We start from the raw sequence: 21,865 nt of genomic DNA, 5'->3' as shown, positions 1-21,865 counted from the left end.
CTTTTTCCTTTTCTGCTAGCGGGAAAATTGCTAATTTGGAGGGCAAATATATCTGAACATGCAAAGTAGACGAAACTTCATTAAAAAAACGGCTGCTGCTTCCCTGGCACTTGCTGTAAATCCACTGGACCTGATTGCCGGGGAACTTCCTGATAATCCGAAAACTGCTGGTAAACCTATTGTTCTTTCCACCTGGGATTTTGGGCTGAAAGCCAATGAAGAAGCCTGGACCATTTTGGGAAAAGGCGGAAAAGCCCTGGATGCCGTGGAAAAAGGAGTTCGTCTGGTAGAACTGGATCCCAATGAAAGAAGTGTCGGCTATGGCGGACGTCCGGACAGGGATGGCAGAGTGACCCTTGACGCCTGTATTATGGATGAAAACTATAATATTGGTTCGGTAGCCTGTTTAGAGTATGTTAAAAACCCTATTTCCGTGGCCAGAGCCGTTATGGAAAAAACTCCGCATGTTATGCTGGTTGGAGATGGGGCGCTGCAGTTTGCATTGTCGCAAGGTTTTAAAAAAGAAAACCTTCTCACCCCCGATTCCGAAAAAGAATGGAAAGAATGGCTGAAAACCAGCGAATACAAACCAGTTGCCAATATTGAAAACCATGATACTATTGGGATGATCGCTCTTGATGCACAGGGAAATCTTTCCGGTGCCTGTACCACCAGTGGAATGGCTTTTAAAATGCATGGCAGGGTAGGAGATTCTCCCATCATTGGGGCCGGCTTATTTGTAGACAATGAAGTGGGGGCCGCTACGGCTACAGGCCATGGCGAAGAAGTGATCCGTACAGTCGGGACACATCTGGTAGTTGAGTTGATGCGGCAGGGAAGAAATCCTCAACAGGCCTGTAAAGAAGCCGTTGAAAGAATTGTGAAAATTGCTCAAAGAAGAAATAAAAACCTGAAAGATATCCAGGTTGGTTTTATTGCCTTAAATAAAAAAGGAGAATATGGTTCTTACTGCATTCAGGATGGATTTAATTTTGCGGTCTATGACCAGAGAGGAAACCGTTTGGAAAAGCCAGAATTTGCATTAAAATAAAAGCTTTATTAAAATTCAAAAAGACATATCAAGGCTTTAACCAAAATTTAAAATATTAATAGGAATATGAAAAACCTAATCATTGTATCTTTATTTTTAATGGCAGCGTGTAAAGAGGAAAAGAAGAAAGAGGCTGTTATAAGGCAGGAATCTCTTCCCAAAGAAATTGTACCAGCTGAAAATAAGCCCAATGAATCTGAAGAAGCAAAAGAATGGCTCGAAAAAAGCATCAAAAATTACTTTAAAGAAGACCTGAGAAGTTTGGATAAAGAAATGCAGGAAATAACCACCAAAGAATATTACGAATATAAAACAGATGCAATGAATGTTGATATGGATGTTGACGGAAGCCTTACCTTAAAAGAATTCCAGGACAAATGGAAAGGTAAATTTGATACAGATAAAGCTGGAATAAATTCAGGATTCCTTATTTCCGGACAGGATTGGATTAATATTGAAGTTAGAAATTGTGACTTAAAGTCTTCGTCAGAAAACAGTTATGTTTTTCATGCAGTTTTAGCAGATGATGGTTTCAAAGCTAAATATTCTCGTCAAATAAAAGTCATAAAGTCAAAAGATAGATTTCTGATAGCGGATGTTATCGAAGAAGAGTAAAATTTAAATAAACAAAATGTCAAAAATAGAAATAGCATGTTTCAATCCCGAATCGGCAATGACTGCATTTGAAAACAGAGCCGACAGAATAGAATTATGTGACGGATTGAATGAAGGAGGAACAACGCCTGATTTTGAAACAACAAAAGCGCTAAGAGAAAAAATAAATATACCGATTTTTGTGATGATCAGGCCCAGAGGTGGCGATTTTACTTATTCAGATGCTGAATTTGAACAGATGAAAAAAGACCTGACACAGTTGAAATCTCTAAAAGTAGATGGTTTTGTTTTTGGTATTTTAAATGAAAATGATGAGGTCAATGTAGAACAAAACAGAATATTGATTGAAATGGCAGATCCACTTCCCTGTACTTTTCACCGTGCTTTTGACAGAGCAAAAAACCTTGAAGGTTCCCTGGAAAAAGTTATTGACTGCGGCTTTAAAACCATCCTCACCTCAGGTCAGAAGCCAAATGTTTCTGAAGGTAAAGAAAACCTGAAAAAACTGGTTGAGCTTTCCAATGGAAGAATAGAAATTCTGGTTGGAGGCGGACTTCGTTCAACCAATATTGAAGAGATCAGGCAATTTACAAATGCCGCTTATTTCCATTCCTCAGCAATTACAGACGGCGGGGCTTTTGCCAACCCAGATGAGGTCCTGAGTTTGAAAAATAGTTAAATTTTAGAAGTGATATGAATAGCGTTGTCATTCTGAACGAAACAAAATGGAGTGGAAGAATCTTAATAATTAATAACAGATTCCTTTGTTCCTCGAATGACAAAGTGAGTATTTAAAGCTTAAATTTATAAATTTTTAAACCAGTTTCTTAATGAATAGATCAATCCTTTTTGCTTTCCTTTTTATTCAGAGTATGGTGAATGCCCAGATAACAGAACGAAGCCTGACTTCCGAAAAATGGGAGTTCAAAAATATGCAGGAGCAAAACTGGCTGCCTGCAAAAATTCCGGGTACTGTTCATCTTGATCTGATGGATAATAAGATCATTCCCGATCCTTTTAAAGATGATAATGAGAAGAAAGTACAGTGGATAGAAAATGAAGACTGGGAATATAAAACCAGTTTTAAAATATCATCAAAAGAGCTGGTAAATGATCTTGCTGATCTTATTTTTAACGGACTTGATACCTTCTCAGAAATTTATCTGAATGGAAAACTGCTGAAAAAAACAGACAATATGTTCAGGAAATGGGAAATTTCTGTAAAAGAATTTCTGAAAGAAGGAGATAACGAACTGAAAATTAAATTCAGGTCGGCTGTGAAGGAAGGAAAAGAACTGGCTGGGAAAGTTCCGTTTACCATGCCGGAGTCACCCAGGAGTTTTGTAAGGAAAGCTCAGTATCAGTTTGGATGGGATTGGGGCCCGAGACTGGTTACTGCCGGAATCTGGAAAGATGTAGAACTGCATTTCTGGAATCTTGCTCAATTAAAAAATATAAAAATTGAGCAAAAAAGCCTGACAAAACAACAAGCAGAACTTAATATTCAAACAGAAATTTTTGCAGATAAAGAAGGTGAATACTCTATTTTAATTAATAATCACTCAAATAAATTTCAATTAAAAAAAGGTGGAAATAAGATCCAGATTCCTCTTAAAATTAGCAATCCAAAACTTTGGCAGCCCAATGGATGGGGCGATCCTAATTTATATGACATAAAAATTTCTCTGCAAAAAGATTCAAAAATCCTTTCTGAAAAAACCGAAAGAATTGGGCTAAGAACCATTGATTTAATTCAGGAGAAAGATCCAGCCGGAAAATCTTTCTATTTTAAAGTCAATGGAAAACCGTTATATGCAAAAGGAACCAATTGGATTCCTTCCGACAGCTTTTCACCCAGAATAACCAAAGAAAAATACCGGAAGCTCATCAAAGACGCCAAAAATGCCAATATGAATATGATCCGTGTCTGGGGTGGCGGCATCTATGAAGATGATGAATTCTACAAAGCCTGTGACGAAAACGGTATTTTGGTTTGGCAGGATTTCATGTTTGCAGGAAGCTTTTATCCTGCTGATGAAGATTTTTTAAATAACGTAAAAGAAGAGGTAAAAGATCAGATCAGCAGGCTTCAGAATCATCCTTCTATTGCTTTGTGGTGTGGAAATAATGAAATTGATGAAGCTATTGTCAACTGGGGCTATCAGAAACAATTCAAATACTCAAAAAATGATTCCCTTCAGGTTTGGAAAGACTATAAAAAGTTGTTTCATGAAGTGATTCCTCATACAATGAAAGAAATTCTTACTCCGGATAAAAATATCTATTGGCCGAGCTCACCGTCTATTGGATGGGGACATCAGGAAAGCCTTACAGAAGGAGATTCCCATTATTGGGGTGTTTGGTGGGGTGAGCAGCCGTTTGAGATTTATAATGAGAAAGTAGGAAGATTCATGTCAGAATATGGTTTTCAGGGAATGCCAAGCCTGGAAACTATGAAATCTATGTTTGCCGGAACTCCGGATCTCAGCCTTCAGAATCCGGTTGTTAAAGCCCATGAAAAAAATACCAGAGGCTGGGATATCATCACTGAATATATGAAAAGGGACTATAAAACCCCTGCAGATTTTGTGAAGTATACTTATATTTCCCAACTGCTTCAGGCCCGTGGAATGAGAATTGCCGTAGAAGCCCACCGCCGGGCAAAACCCTATAATATGGGGACATTATATTGGCAGCTCAATGACTGCTGGCCGGTTGTTTCCTGGTCGTCCATTGATTATTCAGGAAACTGGAAAGCTTTGCATTACCAGATGAAGAAAAGCTTTGAGCAACAGGTTATTTTGGTTGACGAAAAAGAAGGTTTTTTAAGCTTTTATGCGGTTAATGACGGAATGGAACATTTCAATGATGTTAAATTAGAAATTAAGGCAATAAATTTTGATGGTAAAGTTTTAAAAGAAACAGTGGCAGATTCAAAAGGGAAAGTATTAGAGACTATTCTAAGATTTGAACCTCTTGAAATTAAAAAAATAATTCCTGAAACGGACAGAAATAAAACCTTTTTGCAGTTTACATTAAAAGATAATAATGGGAAAGCTATTGCTGTCAATCACTATTTCTTTTCCAAACCTAAAGATCTGCAGTTGACAAAACCTGCTATTAAGATTAAGAGAATCACAGCAGATGAGATCGGAATTTCTACAGATGTTCTGGCAAAAGATGTTTATCTGATAGGCGATACCCATTTCAGTGATAACTTCTTTGATCTCTTTCCCGGTACATTAAAAAAGATAAAACTTTCAAAACCTTTGGAAAATATCGAAGTGTTAAGCCTTTGGGATACTTTGCAGGATTAAGTATCAAAACACAACAAAACCTGTTTAATCAGCGAGGGCTTAAAAAATATTTTTTTGAGGTCATAACTAAAAAATCAACCGTAACTTTGTATTATATTTTTTAAATATGATGGTAAATTTTGTTCTGATTGCAGTGTGCATTATTACCGGAATGGTATTCAAAGCAACAAAATCTATCCATCCCGATGCTCACAAAGGCATTAATACCTGGATTCTGTGCCTTGCCCTGCCCGCAGTTTCTTTTAAATACCTGCCAAAAATTAAATGGACAACAGAAATGCTATTCCCCATTGTGGCTACCTTACTTGTTTCTGTTTTCTGTTTCTTCTTTATGATGTTTTACAGTAAAAGTAAGGGCTATTCAAGGCGGTCCAGAAGCACACTGGAACTGACAAGCGGTTACAGCAATACATCCTTTATCGGTTTCCCTCTCATTAGTGCATTTTATGGCGAAAGTCTTTTAAGTATTGCCATTATTTGTGACCAGACCATGTTTTTTGCCCTTTCCACATTAGGAATCATTGCGGCAGTGAAAGGAGGAAGCAGGTCCAGAAAGGTAAGTGCAAAATTTATTTTAAAGAGGCTGATTACCTTTCCGCCATTGATAGGGTGTGTTGCAGCATTGATATTATCTCAGTTTATTGATTTTACATTAGCAGAACCTTTTTTTGATAAACTTGCAGCAACCATAAGTCCATTAGCATTATTTTCAGTCGGACTTCAGCTGAAATTCAATGGATGGAAAAAACTTATCCCTCAGATGTCTGTTTCTATGCTCTATAAACTGATCTTGGCCCCGGCTATTGTTCTTGGTCTGGCCATGCTCTTCAATATAAAAGGAGATGTGGCAAAGATCACTGTATTTGAAGCTGCAATGCCTACTGTTGTTACCTCAAGTATTATTGCAGAACAGTTCAGGTTAAATACCAAGCTTACCAATCTTATTATTGGTTTCAGTATTATTGTTGGGTTTCTTACTTCGGCAGTTTGGTATCATGTCATAGAATTACTTTTCTAAAAATATTTTCTAATATAAGCTGAGAATGATCTCAGAGATTGAACAGATCAAAAATAACACAAACATCTGCCAGATCTGCTCATCTGCGAGAGTTAAAAGAGCAATCTATATAGAGATGCTTCTCCGTAATGACGTTGGCGTATCTCAACAAAAAATTGCAGTTCTCTAAAGAAAAATCTAATTTTACACTTTAAAAATTTCCCTTGCAGTACGCCCAAATCGTTTTACCACTTAATTTAAAAGGATCTTTCACCTACAAAGTTCCTGAAGAACTGATGTCTGTAATTCAGCAGGGAATGCGTGTGCTGGTACCGTTTGGAGGAAAGAAAATTTATACCGGGATCGTTTTTGAACTTCATGATAACGCACCGGAGAATTTTGTGGCGAAAGAAGTGATCAGTATTTTGGATGATAAACCCATCCTTCCCGAAGAGCAGATCAACTTCTGGAACTGGCTTTCAGCATATTATTTGTGCGGGCTTGGAGAGATTTACCGTTTTGCATTTCCATCTTCTTTGAAACTGGAAAGCGAAACCTATTTAAAATTAAAACCTAATATAACAGTTGATTTTGAAAATCTGGATGTGAATGAAATGTACCTTATCCAGGCATTGGAAGTACGCCAGCTCATCAACCTTACGGATATTGAAGCATTTATCCCTAAAAAAGATATCATCAAAACAATTAATTCCCTGATCGATCTGCAGTATATTGAAATTGATGAAAAAATTGCAGAAAAATATAAAGCTAAAGAAGTAGCCTATGTAAGGATCGATGATGCGGTTTTAAACAACCAGAATCTCACGGATATTCTTTTAAAACTGAATAAAGCTCCTAAGCAGAAAGATCTTTTTCTGGCTATTTTGGAAAAGCAAACCGAGCATCCGGAAGTTGCAATTAAAAAATCTGAACTTTTCGAAGATGGATATTTTGGAAGCTCCCATTTTAAGTCCCTTGCGGATAAGGGTCTTGTTGAAGAATATTACATGCAGAAAGACAGGCTCGAAAGTTATGAAGGTGAAATTGAAGAGCTTGAAGAACTTTCCGAACAGCAGAAGGAAGCCAAAACTGAAATTGATGAAGCCTTTAAGGAGGGGAAAAATGTATTGCTGCACGGTGTTACTTCCTCAGGAAAAACCCATATTTATTTAGAGAAAATTGAAGAATGCATTCAGGAAGGGAAAAATGTTCTGTTCCTGCTTCCCGAGATTTCTCTGACCAAGCAGATCACTCAGAGATTAGAAAAAAAATACGGAAGACAGCTCGGTTTCTATCATCAGAAATTAACGGATTTTGAACGGGTTGAAGTCTGGAGAAGAATCAAGCAGAACGATATTAAAATACTCATTGGAACACGTAATGCCCTGTTCCTGCCGTTTCAGGATCTTGGACTTATCATAGTAGATGAGGAGCATGATTCCGCATACAGGCCGAGAGAAGCTTCCCCTTATTTCAATGCAAAAGATGCTGCGCTGGTTTTAGGTAATTCTTATGGAGCCGGTGTAATTCTGGGTTCGGCAACACCTTCTGTAGAAAGCTATTATAACGCCAGAAAAGATAAAATAAAATATATTTTCCTGAATGAAAGATTCGGGAATGTGAACCTGCCGGAATATGAGCTCATCAACTTTAAGGAAGCCCAGGAATCTAAAAAAGTTTCCGGGAACTTTTCTTTACATTTAATTGATGAGATCAAGAAAACACTGGACGAAAAAAATCAGGCCATTGTGCTTCACAACCGTCGTGGTTATGCCAATGTGATTGAATGCGAAACCTGTGGCTATGTGAATTACTGCTCAAACTGTGATGTCGTAATGACCTACCATAAGGCAGCCAACGAAATGAAATGCCATTACTGCGGACAGAGAGCCTCAAAGCCGAGAACCTGCCCGAAATGCCATTCAGAAAACCTCAATGAAAGAGGAGTAGGAGTAGAACAGATTCATGAGGAAGTATCCAAAATGTTTCCTGACAATGAAGTAGACAGAATGGATGTGGATTCTATGCGTAAAAAGTTTGCATATGAAAAGCTGTACGAAAAAATAGAAGAAGGTGAAACAGATATTATTGTGGGAACCCAGATGATATCAAAAGGACTCGATTTTGATCATATTGAGCTTGTGGCTATTCCTAAAGCAGATTCCCTGCTGTATGTCCAGGATTTCAGGGCTGAGGAAAGAGCTTACCAACTGATCACCCAGGTTTCAGGAAGAGCCGGAAGAGTTTCGGGGAAAGGAAAAATTTTAATCCAGACCTATAATCCCGATCATTCTGTTTTCCAGTTGATCAAGATGAATAATCCGGCAAAGATCTATAAATATATCCTAACTGAACGCCAAAAATTCCACTATCCGCCGTTCACGAAACTGATTATGATCGAGCTGAAACACAGAAAAGAAGACAAAGTGAACAGAGCCTCTCAGTTTTTGGGATCTATTTTAAGAAAATACCTTCCCGAAGAATGTGTTTTGGGACCCGAAAGAGCACAGATTGCAAGGCTTAATAATTTATATCAGTTCCAAATTATGCTTAAACTTCCACGCGGGAAAAAGTATGATGAATTCAAAAAAATGGTTTTACTAAGTTTGAATGAATTTGATGAAATCACTGCTTATCAAAGTATTAAAAAAGATGTTTTTGTAGATTTTTAACAATTTTTAACAAACTTTACACTCTTTTATAGGATCCCTGTAACCCTTTTTATCACAATAATTTCTACTTTTGGTCGTTGATTAAGTGTTTGGCCCTTTAACCGGATGATTTAACTTATCATTTTTTAAAGTGTCAAACCATAGAACCAAAAAAAGATAGATGGTAAATTACAGAAAATATATTTCAGGCATGGCGGTATTGGCTTCTGGGTTTTTCCTTGCTCAATCTACCGTTTCTACAGTTCTTTACTCTCAGGCATACGATAATCAAAAGAATACTTTGAATCTTCCTTCTCCGGTTACCTCAATAGCCGAGAAAACGATTCTGTCGGCCAAAGAGCTTGTAGATATTAATGTAAACACAATGATGACGGATCCTGTGCTGAAAAATGCCAACTGGGGATTCGTAGTGTATGACCCTAAAACGAAGAAGGTAATTTCTTCATACAATGAAAATACTCCTTTAGTTCCGGCTTCTACTACAAAACTGCTTACCACGGAAACAGCATTGAGCCTTTTAGGCGAAAACTACCGTTGGATGACGCAGTTGGAATATTCGGGGATTATTGATGAAAATGGAGTTCTAAACGGAAATCTGTATCTTATAGGCAGCGGCGATCCTTCTTTAGGAACCAATAAAGCTGGTGCATGGTCTTACAGGGATATTATTTCAGACTTCATAGGCGGACTTTCCCGCGAAGGGATCAGAAAGGTAAACGGTGATATTATCATCCAGACAGCGCTTTTCAAAGGCAATATTACAAGGCTTCCGGAAAATGTTGTATGGCTTGAAAACAATAATTATTACTTACCTGTAGGAACTACCCGCGAGATTAATCCTGCTAACGAAAAGCTGATCATGAAAAAATCAGGATTGGTGTCTGACAAAAAGTATTTCTATATGTCTCCTTATGCGAATCAGATGGTATATGCAGATAAATATGAAGGAGATGGTATTTTAACGACAAAACTTCCCGATGCTCCGGCTTATCTTGCCAATACTTTCAGAACTACACTCGTAAAGAGCGGAATTGGCATTAGCGGAAAAGTAACCCCTAGAATGACGGATGCAGTTCCGGAAAGCAGAAAACTGGTTTCGGCCTATAAATCTCCTACATTAGGTGATATTGTATTCTATACGAACCAGCACAGCGATAACTCTCTGGCAGAAGCTTTACTGAAAACAGTAGGCTTCCAGAAAATGGGTGACCAGACCTCGGAGTCCGGGAGAATGGTAGTAACAAACCACCTGAAAGAGGAAAGTTTTGATATGATGGGACTGAATTACATGGATGGAAGCGGACTTTCAAGAAGCAATAATGTAACGCCGATTTCTCAGGTGAAGTTTTTAACATCTTTAATGGATGAGAAATATTACAAAACCTATTTCACTTCACTCCCGGTAGGCGGACAGTCCGGAACACTGAAAAGAATGTTCATCGGTACCGGAAACGGGCAGGTTTTTGCAAAAACAGGGACTTTGAATAAAGTAAAAACATTAGCCGGCTACCTGAAAACCAATTCTGGGAAAACGTTAGTGTTTTCTTTAATGGTAAACAATTATTCAGGATCTATAGATATGGTAAAGAAAAGAATGGAAAAGATTCTTGAGCCGGCTCTCGATCTTTAAGGATATTATTTTAATAATCTAAAAACCTTTTAATCAATGATTAGAAGGTTTTTTTTATCTTTGGTTAATATCTAATATTCTGAGTATGAGAAAATTTTATCTTCTAATTCTGGGGTTTCTGGTTTCCCAGCTGTTCTGTGGCCAGGATCAAAATATCGAAATGAAAGGGCTCATCGCAAAAGAAATGAATGCTTTTGCAAAGAAAATGACCGCCTACAATATTAATCCCAACACTTTAAATTATGACCTTCAGTATCAGAGAATGAATGTCACTTTAGATCCTGCAGTATACAATATTTCAGGTTCTGTGACCTCTCATTTCAAACCTAATCAGAATATGAGCAGTATTTATTTTGACCTGTCGGATATCCTGGTCGTTTCTCAGGTGCAGTATCATGGAAGCAATCTTGCTTTCCAACAGCTGCCGACAAAAGAAGTGAAAATAGATTTTCCGGCTTCAATTCCGGCAAATACCCTTGATTCGTTAACGATTCATTATTCCGGTGCTCCTTCTGCTACACAGAACGCTTTTACAACGACTACACAGGGCGGAACACCTATTGTCTGTACATTAAGTGAGCCTTATGGTGCGCAGGATTGGTTTCCAACAAAACAAAGCCTTAATGATAAGATCGAAAAATTTGATTTCAAAATTACCACACCTTCACAGTATAACGTTGCAGCCAATGGAAAACTGATGTCTGAAACAGTCCTTCCGGGAAGTCAGAAACTTACTTTCTGGCGAACAGCTTATCCCACATCGGCGTACCTGATTGCCCTTTCCATTACCAATTTCGTTAAACTGAATGACACCATGGGAAATCCGCCGTTTCCTTTCGTAAATTATGTTTATCCGTCTACCAATGCGAATCCGACAAGTATGTCTAATATTGAGTGGACAAAAACGATCATGAATACTTTCGAAACCTATTTCGGGCCTTATCCTTTCCGTAATGAAAAATACGGACATATGGAGTTTACCTATGGAGGAGGAATGGAACACCAGACCATGTCGTCCATGGGAAGCTGGAGCAAAGGGCTTATTGCCCACGAGCTTGCCCATCAGTGGTTTGGAGATAAGGTGACTTGTGGTGCCTGGAATGATATCTGGCTGAATGAAGGGTTTGCTACTTTTGGAGCTATTCTTGCGAATGAAAAACTATTGATGACCAATGCTGAGTTCAAGAACTTTCTGCTGGGTGAGATTAACAATATTACTTCTGCTCCCGGTGGTTCTACTTACGTTCCGGATTCCGGACTTTCCAGTGTAAGCAGAATATTCAGTAACAGGCTCAGTTATACAAAAGGAGCTTATATTTTAAGAATGATCAAATGGATCCTTGGTGATACAGCTTTTTACCAGGCGATAAGAGAATATCATGCAAGACCGGCTTTAGCTTATAATTATGTGAGAACTGCAGATTTTAATGCATCATTGCTACAGTCTACAGGAAAAGATTTTACAGGATTTTTTAATGACTGGTTGTATGGTGAAGGTTATCCGACCTATACGACAAAATGGAAACAGACCGGAAATCAGATTCTTTTTAAAGTTTCCCAAACCCAAAGCAGCCCTTCAGTAAGCTATTTTGAAATGCCGTTACCAATCAAAGTCAACGGAACCGGCGGACAGACTGCTTATTTTGTGCTGAATCATACTTCTGATAATCAGTATTTCCTTGAAACAATTTCTTTCCCTGTGGCCAGTGTTGAATTTAATTATGAATACCAGATTCTGGAGAAAAACTCTACGGTGGTTCAGGACAATACATTAAGTGTATCATCCGTAGAGAAAGAAGATTTTGCGCTCTATCCAAATCCTGCGAAAAATGAGCTGTATATAAAAGGAATTGATAAGGCTGTTGGGTATTCCATTCATTCTATGGATGGGAAACTGATCAGAAAAGATGTATATCAGCCAGGAAAAGCAGTTAGAATCTCAGAACTGGTTCCGGGATCCTATATTTTTACTATTAATGAAAAAAATATCAAGTTTTTAAAGCAATAGCATCATTCTTCTGTTACTGACGGAAATGAATCTGAGCTTACAGAAAATTTTTTAAATGTCCGATAAACCTTCAGCAATGAAGGTTTTATCTTTTATACTTGAAACAATTTAAAAGATTGGATAAAAGATATACAGAGGACGTTCAGCGGATAATATTATGTATATAAATTCCATTGTTACATATTTTAATGGTTAAATGATACTGAAGACTTTCAGATTAGAAAGGTTTTTTGTTTTCTGGACGCTGTTGCTGCTCTTTTTCGGGCAATTTTTACTTTGTATTGGAACCATTTTTCATTAAAGAGCTTTCGCATGATATTGTCAAAATTTCTTGTTATGACCATATTTTTGAACCCGCGCCATTTTTCCAGAAGACTGGACGGGAGGGCTCTTACAGAAACAGAATAGCCTTCAGTTTCATATTGTATATAATGCCACCAGCCGGAAGGAATATAGAGCGTCTCACCAGGTTCTAATACAGCTTCATAGCCGTCCAGGTAGAGCAGAGCCGGAAATTCTCTGTAGTCCGGATCTTTAATATTCGGTAAGCTGTGAAAGTTATAAGGCAGTTTGTACATGAGATCTGACTGCTCCCATGGAAAAAGCCATATCCTTTTGATCCCATGAAACTGGGTAATAAAAACATGGGACATATCTATGTCAATATGATTTCTGGTAACAGAACCTTCACCCCCGAAGAACATAAAAGGAAGCCATTTCAATATTTTCCCGTTTGTAACATCATTATAATGAATGTCATCCTTAAGTTCCGGCCTGATAGAAAGCAGATTAAATAAAAATAATCTGTGTTCTGTAGGGGCGCTGCTGATCAGATCAAGATATTCAGCAAATGTAGTCTGACCGATTGGGCTGCTTGCCACTTTATCCAGAGATTCCAGCTCGCTTCCATAAATATTGACTTTGTGGTCGCCGGCTATTTCCTTGAAGTATTCATAGCTCCATTTCCTGAAAGCAGGACTTTTAGGATCAATAAAATCCTCCATAATAACAGGGAAACGGGACTTCATGTGATTGTTTATAAAGCTGCCGGAACGTATTTTCTTTACTTTTTGTATTGGAGTCAATCTCATATTCCTCAATTTGTAGACAAATATAATTATTATCCTACTAAATTAGTAGACTAATTATGTTAAAACTGAAAATGAATCCTATTTTTAGAATTAAACTTATAAAAGCTGATATTTAACGCCTTTTTATTAAATTAGCACATCTAAAAAATTACTAAAAATGATCTCTGAAAAATATCTTCAGCATTTACAGAACGAGCTGCAAAACATTGAAAATGATGGTCTTTATAAAAGAGAAAGAATCATCACTTCACAGCAGAGTGCAGAAATTGAAGCCAACGGAAAGAAGCTTTTAAACTTCTGTGCGAATAACTACCTGGGTTTATCAAACAATCCGGAAGTAATGAAAGCTTCCCAGGACATGATAGAATCTCACGGTTATGGAATGTCTTCTGTACGTTTTATCTGCGGAACACAGGATATCCACAAACAGCTGGAGAAGAAAATTGCAGACTTCTTAGGGCTTGAAGATACTATTCTGTATGCAGCATGCTTTGATGCGAACGGTGGTGTTTTTGAACCATTGTTTACTGAAGAAGATGCTATTATTTCGGATGAACTGAACCATGCATCAATCATTGATGGGGTACGCCTTTGTAAATCGGCAAGATACCGTTATAAAAACAATAATATGGCTGATCTGGAAGCACAGTTGATCGCTGCTTCCGAAAAAGAGCACCGTTTTAAAATCATCGTTACAGACGGAGTTTTCTCTATGGACGGTATTGTAGCAGACCTGAAAGGAGTATGTGATCTTGCTGATAAATACAACGCATTGGTAATGGTTGATGATTCCCATGCTACAGGTTTCATCGGGAAAACCGGCCGCGGAACTCATGAAGCCAATGAAGTGATGGGAAGAGTAGACATTATTACTTCTACCCTGGGGAAAGCTTTGGGAGGAGCTCTTGGAGGATTTACTTCCGGTAAAAAAGAGATCATCGATATGCTGAGACAACGTTCACGTCCATATTTATTTTCGAATTCATTAGCGCCTGGTATTGTAGGAGCTGCACTGAAAGTTTTGGATATGATCTCTGAAGATACTTCACTTCGTGATCAGGTAATGGAAAACGCAGAATATTTCAGAAAAGAGATGGTTACCAAAGGATTTGATATTCCGGAAGGTGATGCTGCAATTGTCCCGGTTATGCTATACGATGCGCCTCTTGCCCAGAAAATGGCTGAAAAGCTGATGGACGAAGGCATCTACGTAATCGGTTTCTTCTATCCTGTGGTTCCGAAAGGAAAAGCAAGAATCAGGGTACAGCTTTCTGCTGCCCACACAAGAGCACATCTTGATAAAGCGATTGCTGCTTTTGAAAAAGTAGGAAAGGAGCTTGGTGTTATTTCTTAACTAAAAAATTCAGGATATAGATGCTTCGGCTTTGCTTAGCATGACAATGTTCATTATTACGTTTGATTTTAGATTAAAATTAAAACAGTTAGTATAAGCCATGTCATGCTGGGTGAAGCCGAGGCATTTTTATTAATATTTCTATCAAATATTTTTGTTATTAACATTATATTTGCCATTATTTTAAAAAATGCTTTATACCATAATCAAAGCACTGCATATTATCTTCATGGTAAGCTATTTTGCGGGAATTTTTTATCTCGTAAGAATTTTTGTTTACTATAAGGATACGGATGAGTTTGCTGAAGAGAAAAAGAAGATCCTGAGAGAACAGTACACATTCATGGCCAGAAGGCTGTGGAATATCATCACCGTTCCGGCAGGTATTATTATGGCAGTCTGTGGAATTGTCATGATCTTTCTGAATACCGGGCTGATGAAAATGCCTTGGTTTCATTTGAAACTGACCTTCCTGATCGGTCTTGCCGCTTATCATTACTGGTGCTGGAAAAAAGTACTGAAACTGAAAGAACTGAACGGAGAGACTATGGAAACCCCTAATATCAAGCTGAGACAGGCCAATGAAATTGCAACGTTCATTCTGTTCCTGGTGGTGTTTACAGTAATCCTGAAATCTTCAGTTATTGAGTACTGGTGGCAATTAATTGCAGGATTTTTCGTTCTTGTATTTCTGATCATGATGACCGTTAAACTCGTTAATAAGAATAAAAAAAACAAATAATTGTTTAAGCAGAATGTATGAATGAATACATTTTAGCTTTTACATTTTACAAAAAAACTATGATTGCAATTTTAAAGAAGGAACTTTGGAGTTACTTTGGAAACTGGAGCGCATGGGTGATCATCGCTGCATTCAGTCTCATAACCGCTCTTTTCCTGTTTTTCTTCGAGAATGATTCTAATATTTTTGACATCGGGATGGCCTCCCTGCAGAGCTATTTTGTACTGGTTCCATGGCTGCTGATGTTTATTATTCCTGCACTTTCTATGAAAACCTTTGCAGAAGAGCAGCAGACGGGAACGCTGAACTGGCTGTTTTCCCAGCCATTAAAAGTTTCAGACCTGGTCGCAGGAAAATTCCTTTCGGTGTGGATTGTTGGAGTTTTATGTCTTATTCCGTCACTGATTTATCTTTATACCGTATACGTTTTAGGGGTTCCGGCAGGAAATATTGACCTTGGAATGACTTTCGGAAGCTATATTGGATTAATCGTTTTAATTGCCGCTTTCTCTGGAGTCGGAATTCTTGCTTCTTCACTTTCTCAGAACCAGATCATGGCCTATCTCTTAGGAGTTTTTATGTGCTTTATCATGTATTTCGGAATAGAACAGCTTGCAAGCTATAAACTGTTGGGCGGTGCAGATTTCATCCTTCAGAATATAGGATTTTATCAGCATTTTCTTGGTTTTACCAGAGGCCTTATTGATCTTAAAGATGTGGCTTATTTTATTCTGATCATTGGTGCTACGTTATTATTGTCCAACCATTTTATCACTAAAAAGAAGTAGCATTATGAAGAAGTTCAATATTAAATCTCCGTTAGGAATTTTCTTAATTGCAGTGGTCCCTTTGGTTATCCTGCTTACGTATTCAGGAATCAGATTAGATTTAACCAAAGAAAAAAGATATACACTTTCAGATAATACGGTAAAGGTGCTGGAATCGGTGAAAAAGCCGCTTATGGTAGATGTTTATCTTGAGGGTGATTTTCCGGCAAGCTTTAAACAGCTTCAGAGCGAGACCAGATTTATGCTGGAAGAGTTCAGAAAGATCAATCCGAAGATCGATTTCAGATTTATTGATCCTATTAAAACAAAAATGTCCCAGGATACGCTGATGGCGATGGGAATGCAGCCTTCTGTCCTTCCGGATGTTAAAGACGGAAAGATTTCCCAGATTACCCTTTTTCCTTATGCTGTCATAAAATATGATAAAAGGGGAGTTTCTATTCCGCTGGTTGTACAGCAGGCTGGAATAGATGCTGATCAGCAGCTGACAAGATCTATAGAAGGTCTGGAATACAGCCTTGTTTCCAATATCAAGAATATTGCAGCCAATAAGAGAAAAAAGGTAGGAATTCTTGTGAATCATGACGAGCTAGGGCCTGAAGAGTTCCATGGCTTTATGCAGCTGGCACTGGAAAATTACGATGCAGGACCGGTTATACCCAAGAACCAGACAGAACTTACCCAGGAAGATCTTCCTTTGCTGAAACAGATGAGTGCCCTGGTCATTGCAAAACCGAGAAAAGCATTTACAGATAATGAAAAAGTGATCCTTGACCAGTTCATTATGAATGGAGGTAAAACGCTTTGGATGATCGATGCCGTAAATGCTGAAATGGATACGCTGCCAAGGTCTCAAAAGGTAATGCCTTTCCCAGTGGATATCAATATGACGGATTTCTTTTTCAATTACGGAATCAGGATCAATCCTGCGCTGGTGAAGGATGTAAAGAAATTTGCACTTCTGAAGCTGGTTACGGGCGAAGTAGGAGGGAACCCTCAGTATACAAGCCTGCCGTGGCCTTATTTTCCATTGGGAATTGCTGAGAACGATAATCCGATCACGAAAAATATCAATCCGGTAAAGTTTGAATTTCCAACTTCCATTGATACTTTGGGAGGAAGAAAAAATATTAAGACAAAAGTGCTTTTTGAATCTAGCGAAAGAACGCTACTGAAGCAGGTTCCCAACTATGTGGACCTGAAAGAAATTGCCAGTGTAGACAGTCTGGGTCAGATGGAAAAACCAAGCACCCCGAAAATCTTTGCCGTTGCACTGGAAGGGAAGTTTAATTCTGCTTATGCCTCAAGAATTGAAAGGAAAGGTTATCCCGGATTTAAAAGTCAGAGCCCTGAAAACAAAATGATCATCATCGCGGACGGAGACGTAGGAAGAAATAAAATGCACAAAGGCGAGCCGCTTCCGATGGGAATTGACCGTCTCACCAATCAAGAGTTTGGAAACGAACAGTTTCTTAGAAATGCGCTCGATTATCTTTTGGATGATAGTAATCTGATGGCTCTCCGAAATAGAAACATTGAAGAAAGGCTTCTGGACCGAAACCGTATCACGGAAGAAAAAACAAACTGGCAGTGGCTGAATTTATTACTGCCTTTGGTGGTGATTGGCCTGTTGGGAGGCCTGTTCTTTTGGCTGAGGAAGAGGAAGTTTGGGTAATATAAAAAAGAGAGACTGGGAGGTTTCTCTTTTTTATTATGAATCTTCTAATTAGTAGTGTTTATCCTTTCAAAACTGTGAGAATATGTTCCCACTTCAGCGGTTTCACATAGTCCAGAGCGGTTTTTCGATTATTAGATTTACATTTTTATCTGCTCCGGCCTCCAGATTACTTTAGATCCTGGCCATGTTTATTTTGAGTAAGCATGAAATATAAGAAACGTTTAATTTTTATTGAAATAGAATTCTCTTATTACTCTTGCTCTACAGTCTCAGGAAGCAGCCTGGCGGTCTTGTAGTAGCTTATATCAGTTGGAATTTTACTTTGTAGATCCTTAAAAGTGGAATATTCATAGTGTTCCCATTCCAGATCATTATCAGGGTTGGGTGTTTTATCGATAGCAAGTTCAAGTTTTCCGTCTTCTTGATAACTGAACTCTATAGCAGCATATTTTTCGCCATTTTCATCAGAAGTGTACCAGCATTTTGTTGTTCTTTCCGGGATAGGTTCCAGTGTTTCAGAGTTCAGGATCTGGGAACATATAAAATTTTCAGGATCATCATGATAAAAAACCGTTTTTGATATCAGAGGCTTTTCATCTACGGTTAATGAGTATATTTTGTTGGTGGCAATAATGAAGTCTCCGGCAGATTCCTTCTTTTCAATATCGAAAAGATCAGATTTCTCCTTCAGATAATTGATAATCTGCTCTTCATCCTCATCGTGGCTCATAAAATAATTAATATTGTATATTTCATCTTCAGCGAGAAACTCGATTTCTTTCAGTGCTTCGGAATCTTTTTCATAATAATATAAATGATAATCGTCCAGTTTCTCTGCTTTTGCTTTTGAAATCACTTCTCCAAAAATGTTTTTATATACTTTTTTCATGGTTAGTAGTTAATGTATGTTGTGTTATCAGTGTATTGATTTCTTTCCTTAGTGTAGATTTATGATACTTTTATGTTGATAATAAAGAATTTGATGCATTTTTTATACAGATTATAGTACTGCATTTTCAGGGCCATTTTTTATATTTTGTAATATTTCTATAATTACGGCAGAAATTCCTTATTTACATGTCAGGAAGGCACAAGGAAGCAGTCAGAATGACATTGCTTATTTTTAAGATTTTGGTAAGATATAAAATGTCCATACCATCTGAATTTTTTTTCAAAGCATGCGGACTGTCTTTGAGCTTAAAATTCTCATCTCTGTATTCTGTTTTCATGGATTAGTTTTTGTAAGTGCAAATATATTTAAAATCAAAGAATTACAGAATTATATCTGGGCTTTTATAATAAGAATTTTTTGTTAAGAAATTGCCGACGGCAGATTGGTTTCAGAAGCAAAAATTTATTAAGCTATAGCAAATATTCTTGTCCGTAAAATTTAAAACTATCCATGTGAGGATATTTAATATGGTTGTTCAGTCTGAGCTTAAACATCCTTTATAAAATCTTCATATTCATAGTAAAACCTCTCAAAACCATCCATTTTCTCCCGGAAAAATTCGAAAGTTTCCTGCCATGAATTTTTATTGAATATGGAAACATGATGTTTTTCAACCCAGATCCTGCTGATTACTTTTCCGTTATCAAGGGTAAAATGCTCTTCCTTTTGGAAATCGCCTATAAAATCTTTCAGAATGTCTTCCAAAGACCATATCTTTTCATAATAAGCATTCCGGAAGATCTCATCTTTCATTTCTATATCCAATGAGACTGCTGCTTTTTTATTGTCAGCATAAAATTTAAATGACAGATCCTTGATCTTGGTATCATACAGGATCCATTTTCTCGGAAAAGACTTTCCAAAAGCCGTCCAAAATTCTTTTTTTAGCTGCTGTGCTTCTTGTTTACTGAACATATGAGCAAACTTAAGAATTTAATAGGAAAAGGGCAAAGTATAGGGTAGGCAAAGAGATCAGGAAGAGTTAAAATCTTTACTCTTTTGTGATGTATTCTTTTTTCAGATCATTATTTCTCCATTTATCTAATTCAAACTATTTTCTTATTTTTGCTGTAATGCTTTCAAAAAAATCCCAATATGCTTTTAAAGCGCTTTCATACCTTGTAGAAAAAAGGAATGATGGCCCGGTCCTTATTTCCGAAATTGCGGAACATAAGAAGATTCCTTTGAAGTTTTTAGAAAATATTCTGCTGGAACTGAAAAAAGCAGATATCCTTGACAGTAAAAAAGGAAAAGGAGGAGGGTACTTTTTAAAAGGAAATCCTGAAAATGTAAAACTGGCAAGAATCATCCGTCTCGTAAACGGCCCTATTGCCATGTTGCCTTGTGTCAGCTTAAATTTCTATGAAAAATGTGAGGACTGCAATGAAGATCATTGCGGACTGCATGATGTGCTCATAGAAGTCCGTGATGCCTCTCTAAATATTCTTGAGAAAAAAACTTTGATGGATCTGGTTGACTAACCCGATCCTTTTTTTGAATAATTAGTCTACTTTTTTGGTAGGGTAATATTTTTATTTGATATTTGCAATACTCCAAATGAAACGGTAGACCTGGAGCTATAATGATATTGTAATATGATAATTTCAAGAAAAATCCAGATAAGACTCAATGTATTCTTTATCACGGCCGCGGTATTGCTGATTGCTGTTTTATCCATGTATGAAATGGGCTATCTGGATGAGCTGCTGAATATTCTTGCCAAAGACAATTATATTTTTTACTGGATGATGCTGGTTGGCGTTTTCGCAGAGATTGTAGCCGGATCCATGGGCATGGGCTATGGAGTGATCTGCACAACAACGCTTTTATTCCTGAATATTCCCCCTCATATTGTAAGCGCCAGTATTCATTCTGCTGAAAGCTTTACTACAGCTGCAGGAAGTTTAAGTCATATAAAACTTAAAAATGTAAGTAAGGGTCTGGTTAAAAAACTTGCTGTTCCTGCAGTTATAGGAGCTATTATTGGGGCGGTAAGTTTGACCTATTTAGGAGAATATTATGCCAAGATCACAAAAACGCTTATCGCTTTCTACACGCTTTATCTGGGAATTCAGATTCTGTCCAATGCTTTTAAAAATAAGCAGAACAAGGCAATGAAAAGAAAAACCAATCTTACAAGACTTGGCGTGATCGGAGGTTTTATAGACTCGTTTGCAGGAGGCGGCTGGGGGCCACTGGTTACCGGGACCCTTATTAAAAACGCTTTCACTCCCAGGTTTGCAGTCGGCAGTTCTACGGTTGCCAAATTTATCCTGACCATCACCGCTGCTGTGACCTTCTTTTTTACTCTTGGGATCCAGCATTGGAATATTATTCTTGGTCTTTTGATAGGAGGGATCATTACTGCTCCTTTTTCTGCCATGCTTACAGCAAAACTTCCTGTTAAAAAAATGTTCATTGTTATAGGAACCCTTGTAATTGTGATGAGTTTCATAACTATTTATAAATCAGTTTTCAAGTAAAATTTATGGGCTTTATAAAAAAATAAATGCATCGAAAACATTTTTAGCTTTGAAAATATTCTACTTTTACACCTTAAATAATAGAACATGAATTTGCATATAGTAGCACTTTTTAAGTTTAACGAAAACTATCTGATGGATGCTGTGGAACTGTTTCAGAACCTTGTAAAAGAGACCAGAAAAGAGGAAGGATGCCTTCAGTATGATCTTATTGAAGATAAAGACAACAAAGGAACTTTCTTTCTGATTGAGTTGTGGGAAAGTGTTGAGCACCATAACAGGCACAACGGGCAGGATCATCTTCTGGATTTCCGTAAAGATGCCTCAAAAATTATGGAAAGCTCTGCAGAAATTTATAAAGGGTTTAAAATTTATTGATTTAAGACATTTAAAAATTCAGAGATTTCAAAAAAGAATATAAAAGTCGGTTTCAGAATATTGAAACCGACTTTTGATTAGAAAAAATAGAAAGTATTAAAATTTTGAG

Annotated in this window: 19 protein-coding genes; 15 read left to right on the top strand and 4 right to left on the bottom strand. The window is 37.5% G+C overall.

Annotated elements, in window-relative coordinates:
* Positions 1-58: 58 nt before the first annotated feature.
* The 8 genes from J2T03_RS06785 to J2T03_RS06750 all read left to right on the top strand — a co-directional run bounded on the left by J2T03_RS06785 (position 59) and on the right by J2T03_RS06750 (position 12,290).
* Positions 59-1,051: an isoaspartyl peptidase/L-asparaginase family protein gene (locus J2T03_RS06785; protein WP_307210216.1), complete on the top strand. Its 993-nt coding sequence runs from the start codon at positions 59-61 to the stop codon at positions 1,049-1,051.
* 66 nt (positions 1,052-1,117) lie between these two features.
* Positions 1,118-1,666 carry a hypothetical protein gene (locus J2T03_RS06780; protein WP_307210215.1) on the top strand — a complete coding sequence of 183 codons (549 nt, stop codon included), beginning with the start codon at positions 1,118-1,120 and terminating at the stop codon, positions 1,664-1,666.
* 16 nt (positions 1,667-1,682) lie between these two features.
* Positions 1,683-2,345 carry a copper homeostasis protein CutC gene (locus tag J2T03_RS06775; RefSeq protein WP_307210213.1) on the top strand — a complete coding sequence of 221 codons (663 nt, stop codon included), beginning with the start codon at positions 1,683-1,685 and terminating at the stop codon, positions 2,343-2,345.
* Positions 2,346-2,496: 151 nt separating this feature from the next.
* The gene (locus J2T03_RS06770; protein ID WP_307210211.1) at positions 2,497-4,983 is read left to right on the top strand and encodes a beta-mannosidase; all 2,487 of its coding nucleotides are present in this window, start codon (positions 2,497-2,499) and stop codon (positions 4,981-4,983) included.
* 106 nt (positions 4,984-5,089) lie between these two features.
* Positions 5,090-6,001 (top strand): AEC family transporter, encoded by a 912-nt coding sequence (locus J2T03_RS06765; protein ID WP_307210209.1) that lies wholly within the window; start codon positions 5,090-5,092, stop codon positions 5,999-6,001.
* Positions 6,002-6,204: 203 nt separating this feature from the next.
* Positions 6,205-8,652 (top strand): replication restart helicase PriA, encoded by a 2,448-nt coding sequence (gene priA, locus J2T03_RS06760; RefSeq protein ID WP_307210207.1) that lies wholly within the window; start codon positions 6,205-6,207, stop codon positions 8,650-8,652.
* A 160-nt stretch (positions 8,653-8,812) separates the two neighbouring features.
* Entirely contained in the window at positions 8,813-10,282 is a 1,470-nt protein-coding gene (dacB, locus tag J2T03_RS06755) for a D-alanyl-D-alanine carboxypeptidase/D-alanyl-D-alanine endopeptidase (RefSeq protein WP_307210205.1), read from the top strand.
* Positions 10,283-10,367: 85 nt separating this feature from the next.
* Positions 10,368-12,290 (top strand): M1 family metallopeptidase, encoded by a 1,923-nt coding sequence (locus J2T03_RS06750; RefSeq protein WP_307210203.1) that lies wholly within the window; start codon positions 10,368-10,370, stop codon positions 12,288-12,290.
* Between the two features lie 212 nt (positions 12,291-12,502).
* Here J2T03_RS06750 and J2T03_RS06745 read toward each other — a convergent pair whose 3' ends face one another.
* Positions 12,503-13,381, bottom strand: coding sequence for a cupin-like domain-containing protein (locus tag J2T03_RS06745; protein ID WP_307210201.1), 879 nt, complete (start codon positions 13,379-13,381; stop codon positions 12,503-12,505).
* Positions 13,382-13,538: 157 nt separating this feature from the next.
* Between J2T03_RS06745 and kbl the strand changes: the two genes are divergently transcribed.
* The 4 genes from kbl to gldG all read left to right on the top strand — a co-directional run bounded on the left by kbl (position 13,539) and on the right by gldG (position 17,940).
* Positions 13,539-14,735: a glycine C-acetyltransferase gene (kbl, locus tag J2T03_RS06740; protein WP_307210199.1), complete on the top strand. Its 1,197-nt coding sequence runs from the start codon at positions 13,539-13,541 to the stop codon at positions 14,733-14,735.
* Between the two features lie 190 nt (positions 14,736-14,925).
* Positions 14,926-15,477, top strand: a complete 552-nt coding sequence (locus J2T03_RS06735) for a CopD family protein (protein ID WP_307210197.1) — start codon at positions 14,926-14,928, stop codon at positions 15,475-15,477.
* A 59-nt stretch (positions 15,478-15,536) separates the two neighbouring features.
* Entirely contained in the window at positions 15,537-16,265 is a 729-nt protein-coding gene (locus J2T03_RS06730) for an ABC transporter permease (RefSeq protein WP_111960437.1), read from the top strand.
* 4 nt (positions 16,266-16,269) lie between these two features.
* On the top strand, positions 16,270-17,940 hold the full coding sequence (gene gldG / locus J2T03_RS06725; RefSeq protein WP_307210196.1) for a gliding motility-associated ABC transporter substrate-binding protein GldG: 1,671 nt from the start codon (positions 16,270-16,272) through the stop codon (positions 17,938-17,940).
* Positions 17,941-18,193: 253 nt separating this feature from the next.
* Here the strand turns inward: gldG and J2T03_RS06720 are convergent, their stop codons facing one another.
* The 3 genes from J2T03_RS06720 to J2T03_RS06710 all read right to left on the bottom strand — a co-directional run bounded on the left by J2T03_RS06720 (position 18,194) and on the right by J2T03_RS06710 (position 19,810).
* Entirely contained in the window at positions 18,194-18,832 is a 639-nt protein-coding gene (locus J2T03_RS06720) for a hypothetical protein (protein ID WP_307210194.1), read from the bottom strand.
* A 184-nt stretch (positions 18,833-19,016) separates the two neighbouring features.
* Positions 19,017-19,172 carry a hypothetical protein gene (locus J2T03_RS06715; protein WP_307210192.1) on the bottom strand — a complete coding sequence of 52 codons (156 nt, stop codon included), beginning with the start codon at positions 19,170-19,172 and terminating at the stop codon, positions 19,017-19,019.
* 209 nt (positions 19,173-19,381) lie between these two features.
* Positions 19,382-19,810, bottom strand: a complete 429-nt coding sequence (locus J2T03_RS06710; RefSeq protein WP_307210191.1) for a DUF4268 domain-containing protein — start codon at positions 19,808-19,810, stop codon at positions 19,382-19,384.
* 158 nt (positions 19,811-19,968) lie between these two features.
* On the opposite strand from J2T03_RS06710, the gene J2T03_RS06705 reads away from it, so the two are divergent.
* From J2T03_RS06705 to J2T03_RS06695, 3 genes are all read left to right on the top strand, one after another.
* Entirely contained in the window at positions 19,969-20,376 is a 408-nt protein-coding gene (locus tag J2T03_RS06705) for an RrF2 family transcriptional regulator (protein ID WP_306845570.1), read from the top strand.
* 114 nt (positions 20,377-20,490) lie between these two features.
* Complete coding sequence (locus J2T03_RS06700; RefSeq protein WP_306845572.1) at positions 20,491-21,378, top strand: sulfite exporter TauE/SafE family protein; 888 nt, start codon at positions 20,491-20,493, stop codon at positions 21,376-21,378.
* Between the two features lie 87 nt (positions 21,379-21,465).
* Entirely contained in the window at positions 21,466-21,756 is a 291-nt protein-coding gene (locus tag J2T03_RS06695; protein WP_306845574.1) for a putative quinol monooxygenase, read from the top strand.
* Positions 21,757-21,865 lie beyond the last annotated feature (109 nt).

It is taken from the genome of Chryseobacterium lathyri (assembly GCF_030812195.1).
Taxonomy (GTDB): Bacteria; Bacteroidota; Bacteroidia; order Flavobacteriales; family Weeksellaceae; genus Chryseobacterium; species Chryseobacterium lathyri_A.
This window is presented reverse-complemented; position numbering and strand designations above follow the sequence as displayed.

What these genes read in the sequence shown, in the direction of transcription:
- J2T03_RS06770 (WP_307210211.1), top strand. Translation starts at nt 2,497, where the DNA reads ATGAATAGATCAATCCTTTTTGCTTTCCTTTTTATTCAGAGTATGGTG.
- dacB (WP_307210205.1), top strand. Translation starts at nt 8,813, where the DNA reads ATGGTAAATTACAGAAAATATATTTCAGGCATGGCGGTATTGGCTTCT.
- J2T03_RS06705 (WP_306845570.1), top strand. Translation starts at nt 19,969, where the DNA reads ATGCTTTCAAAAAAATCCCAATATGCTTTTAAAGCGCTTTCATACCTT.
- J2T03_RS06745 (WP_307210201.1), bottom strand. Translation starts at nt 13,381, where the DNA reads ATGAGATTGACTCCAATACAAAAAGTAAAGAAAATACGTTCCGGCAGC.
- J2T03_RS06735 (WP_307210197.1), top strand. Translation starts at nt 14,926, where the DNA reads ATGCTTTATACCATAATCAAAGCACTGCATATTATCTTCATGGTAAGC.
- J2T03_RS06700 (WP_306845572.1), top strand. Translation starts at nt 20,491, where the DNA reads ATGATAATTTCAAGAAAAATCCAGATAAGACTCAATGTATTCTTTATC.
- J2T03_RS06780 (WP_307210215.1), top strand. Translation starts at nt 1,118, where the DNA reads ATGAAAAACCTAATCATTGTATCTTTATTTTTAATGGCAGCGTGTAAA.
- J2T03_RS06765 (WP_307210209.1), top strand. Translation starts at nt 5,090, where the DNA reads ATGATGGTAAATTTTGTTCTGATTGCAGTGTGCATTATTACCGGAATG.
- J2T03_RS06715 (WP_307210192.1), bottom strand. Translation starts at nt 19,172, where the DNA reads ATGAAAACAGAATACAGAGATGAGAATTTTAAGCTCAAAGACAGTCCG.
- gldG (WP_307210196.1), top strand. Translation starts at nt 16,270, where the DNA reads ATGAAGAAGTTCAATATTAAATCTCCGTTAGGAATTTTCTTAATTGCA.
- kbl (WP_307210199.1), top strand. Translation starts at nt 13,539, where the DNA reads ATGATCTCTGAAAAATATCTTCAGCATTTACAGAACGAGCTGCAAAAC.
- J2T03_RS06695 (WP_306845574.1), top strand. Translation starts at nt 21,466, where the DNA reads ATGAATTTGCATATAGTAGCACTTTTTAAGTTTAACGAAAACTATCTG.
- J2T03_RS06720 (WP_307210194.1), bottom strand. Translation starts at nt 18,832, where the DNA reads ATGAAAAAAGTATATAAAAACATTTTTGGAGAAGTGATTTCAAAAGCA.
- J2T03_RS06710 (WP_307210191.1), bottom strand. Translation starts at nt 19,810, where the DNA reads ATGTTCAGTAAACAAGAAGCACAGCAGCTAAAAAAAGAATTTTGGACG.
- J2T03_RS06775 (WP_307210213.1), top strand. Translation starts at nt 1,683, where the DNA reads ATGTCAAAAATAGAAATAGCATGTTTCAATCCCGAATCGGCAATGACT.
- J2T03_RS06785 (WP_307210216.1), top strand. Translation starts at nt 59, where the DNA reads ATGCAAAGTAGACGAAACTTCATTAAAAAAACGGCTGCTGCTTCCCTG.
- J2T03_RS06730 (WP_111960437.1), top strand. Translation starts at nt 15,537, where the DNA reads ATGATTGCAATTTTAAAGAAGGAACTTTGGAGTTACTTTGGAAACTGG.
- J2T03_RS06750 (WP_307210203.1), top strand. Translation starts at nt 10,368, where the DNA reads ATGAGAAAATTTTATCTTCTAATTCTGGGGTTTCTGGTTTCCCAGCTG.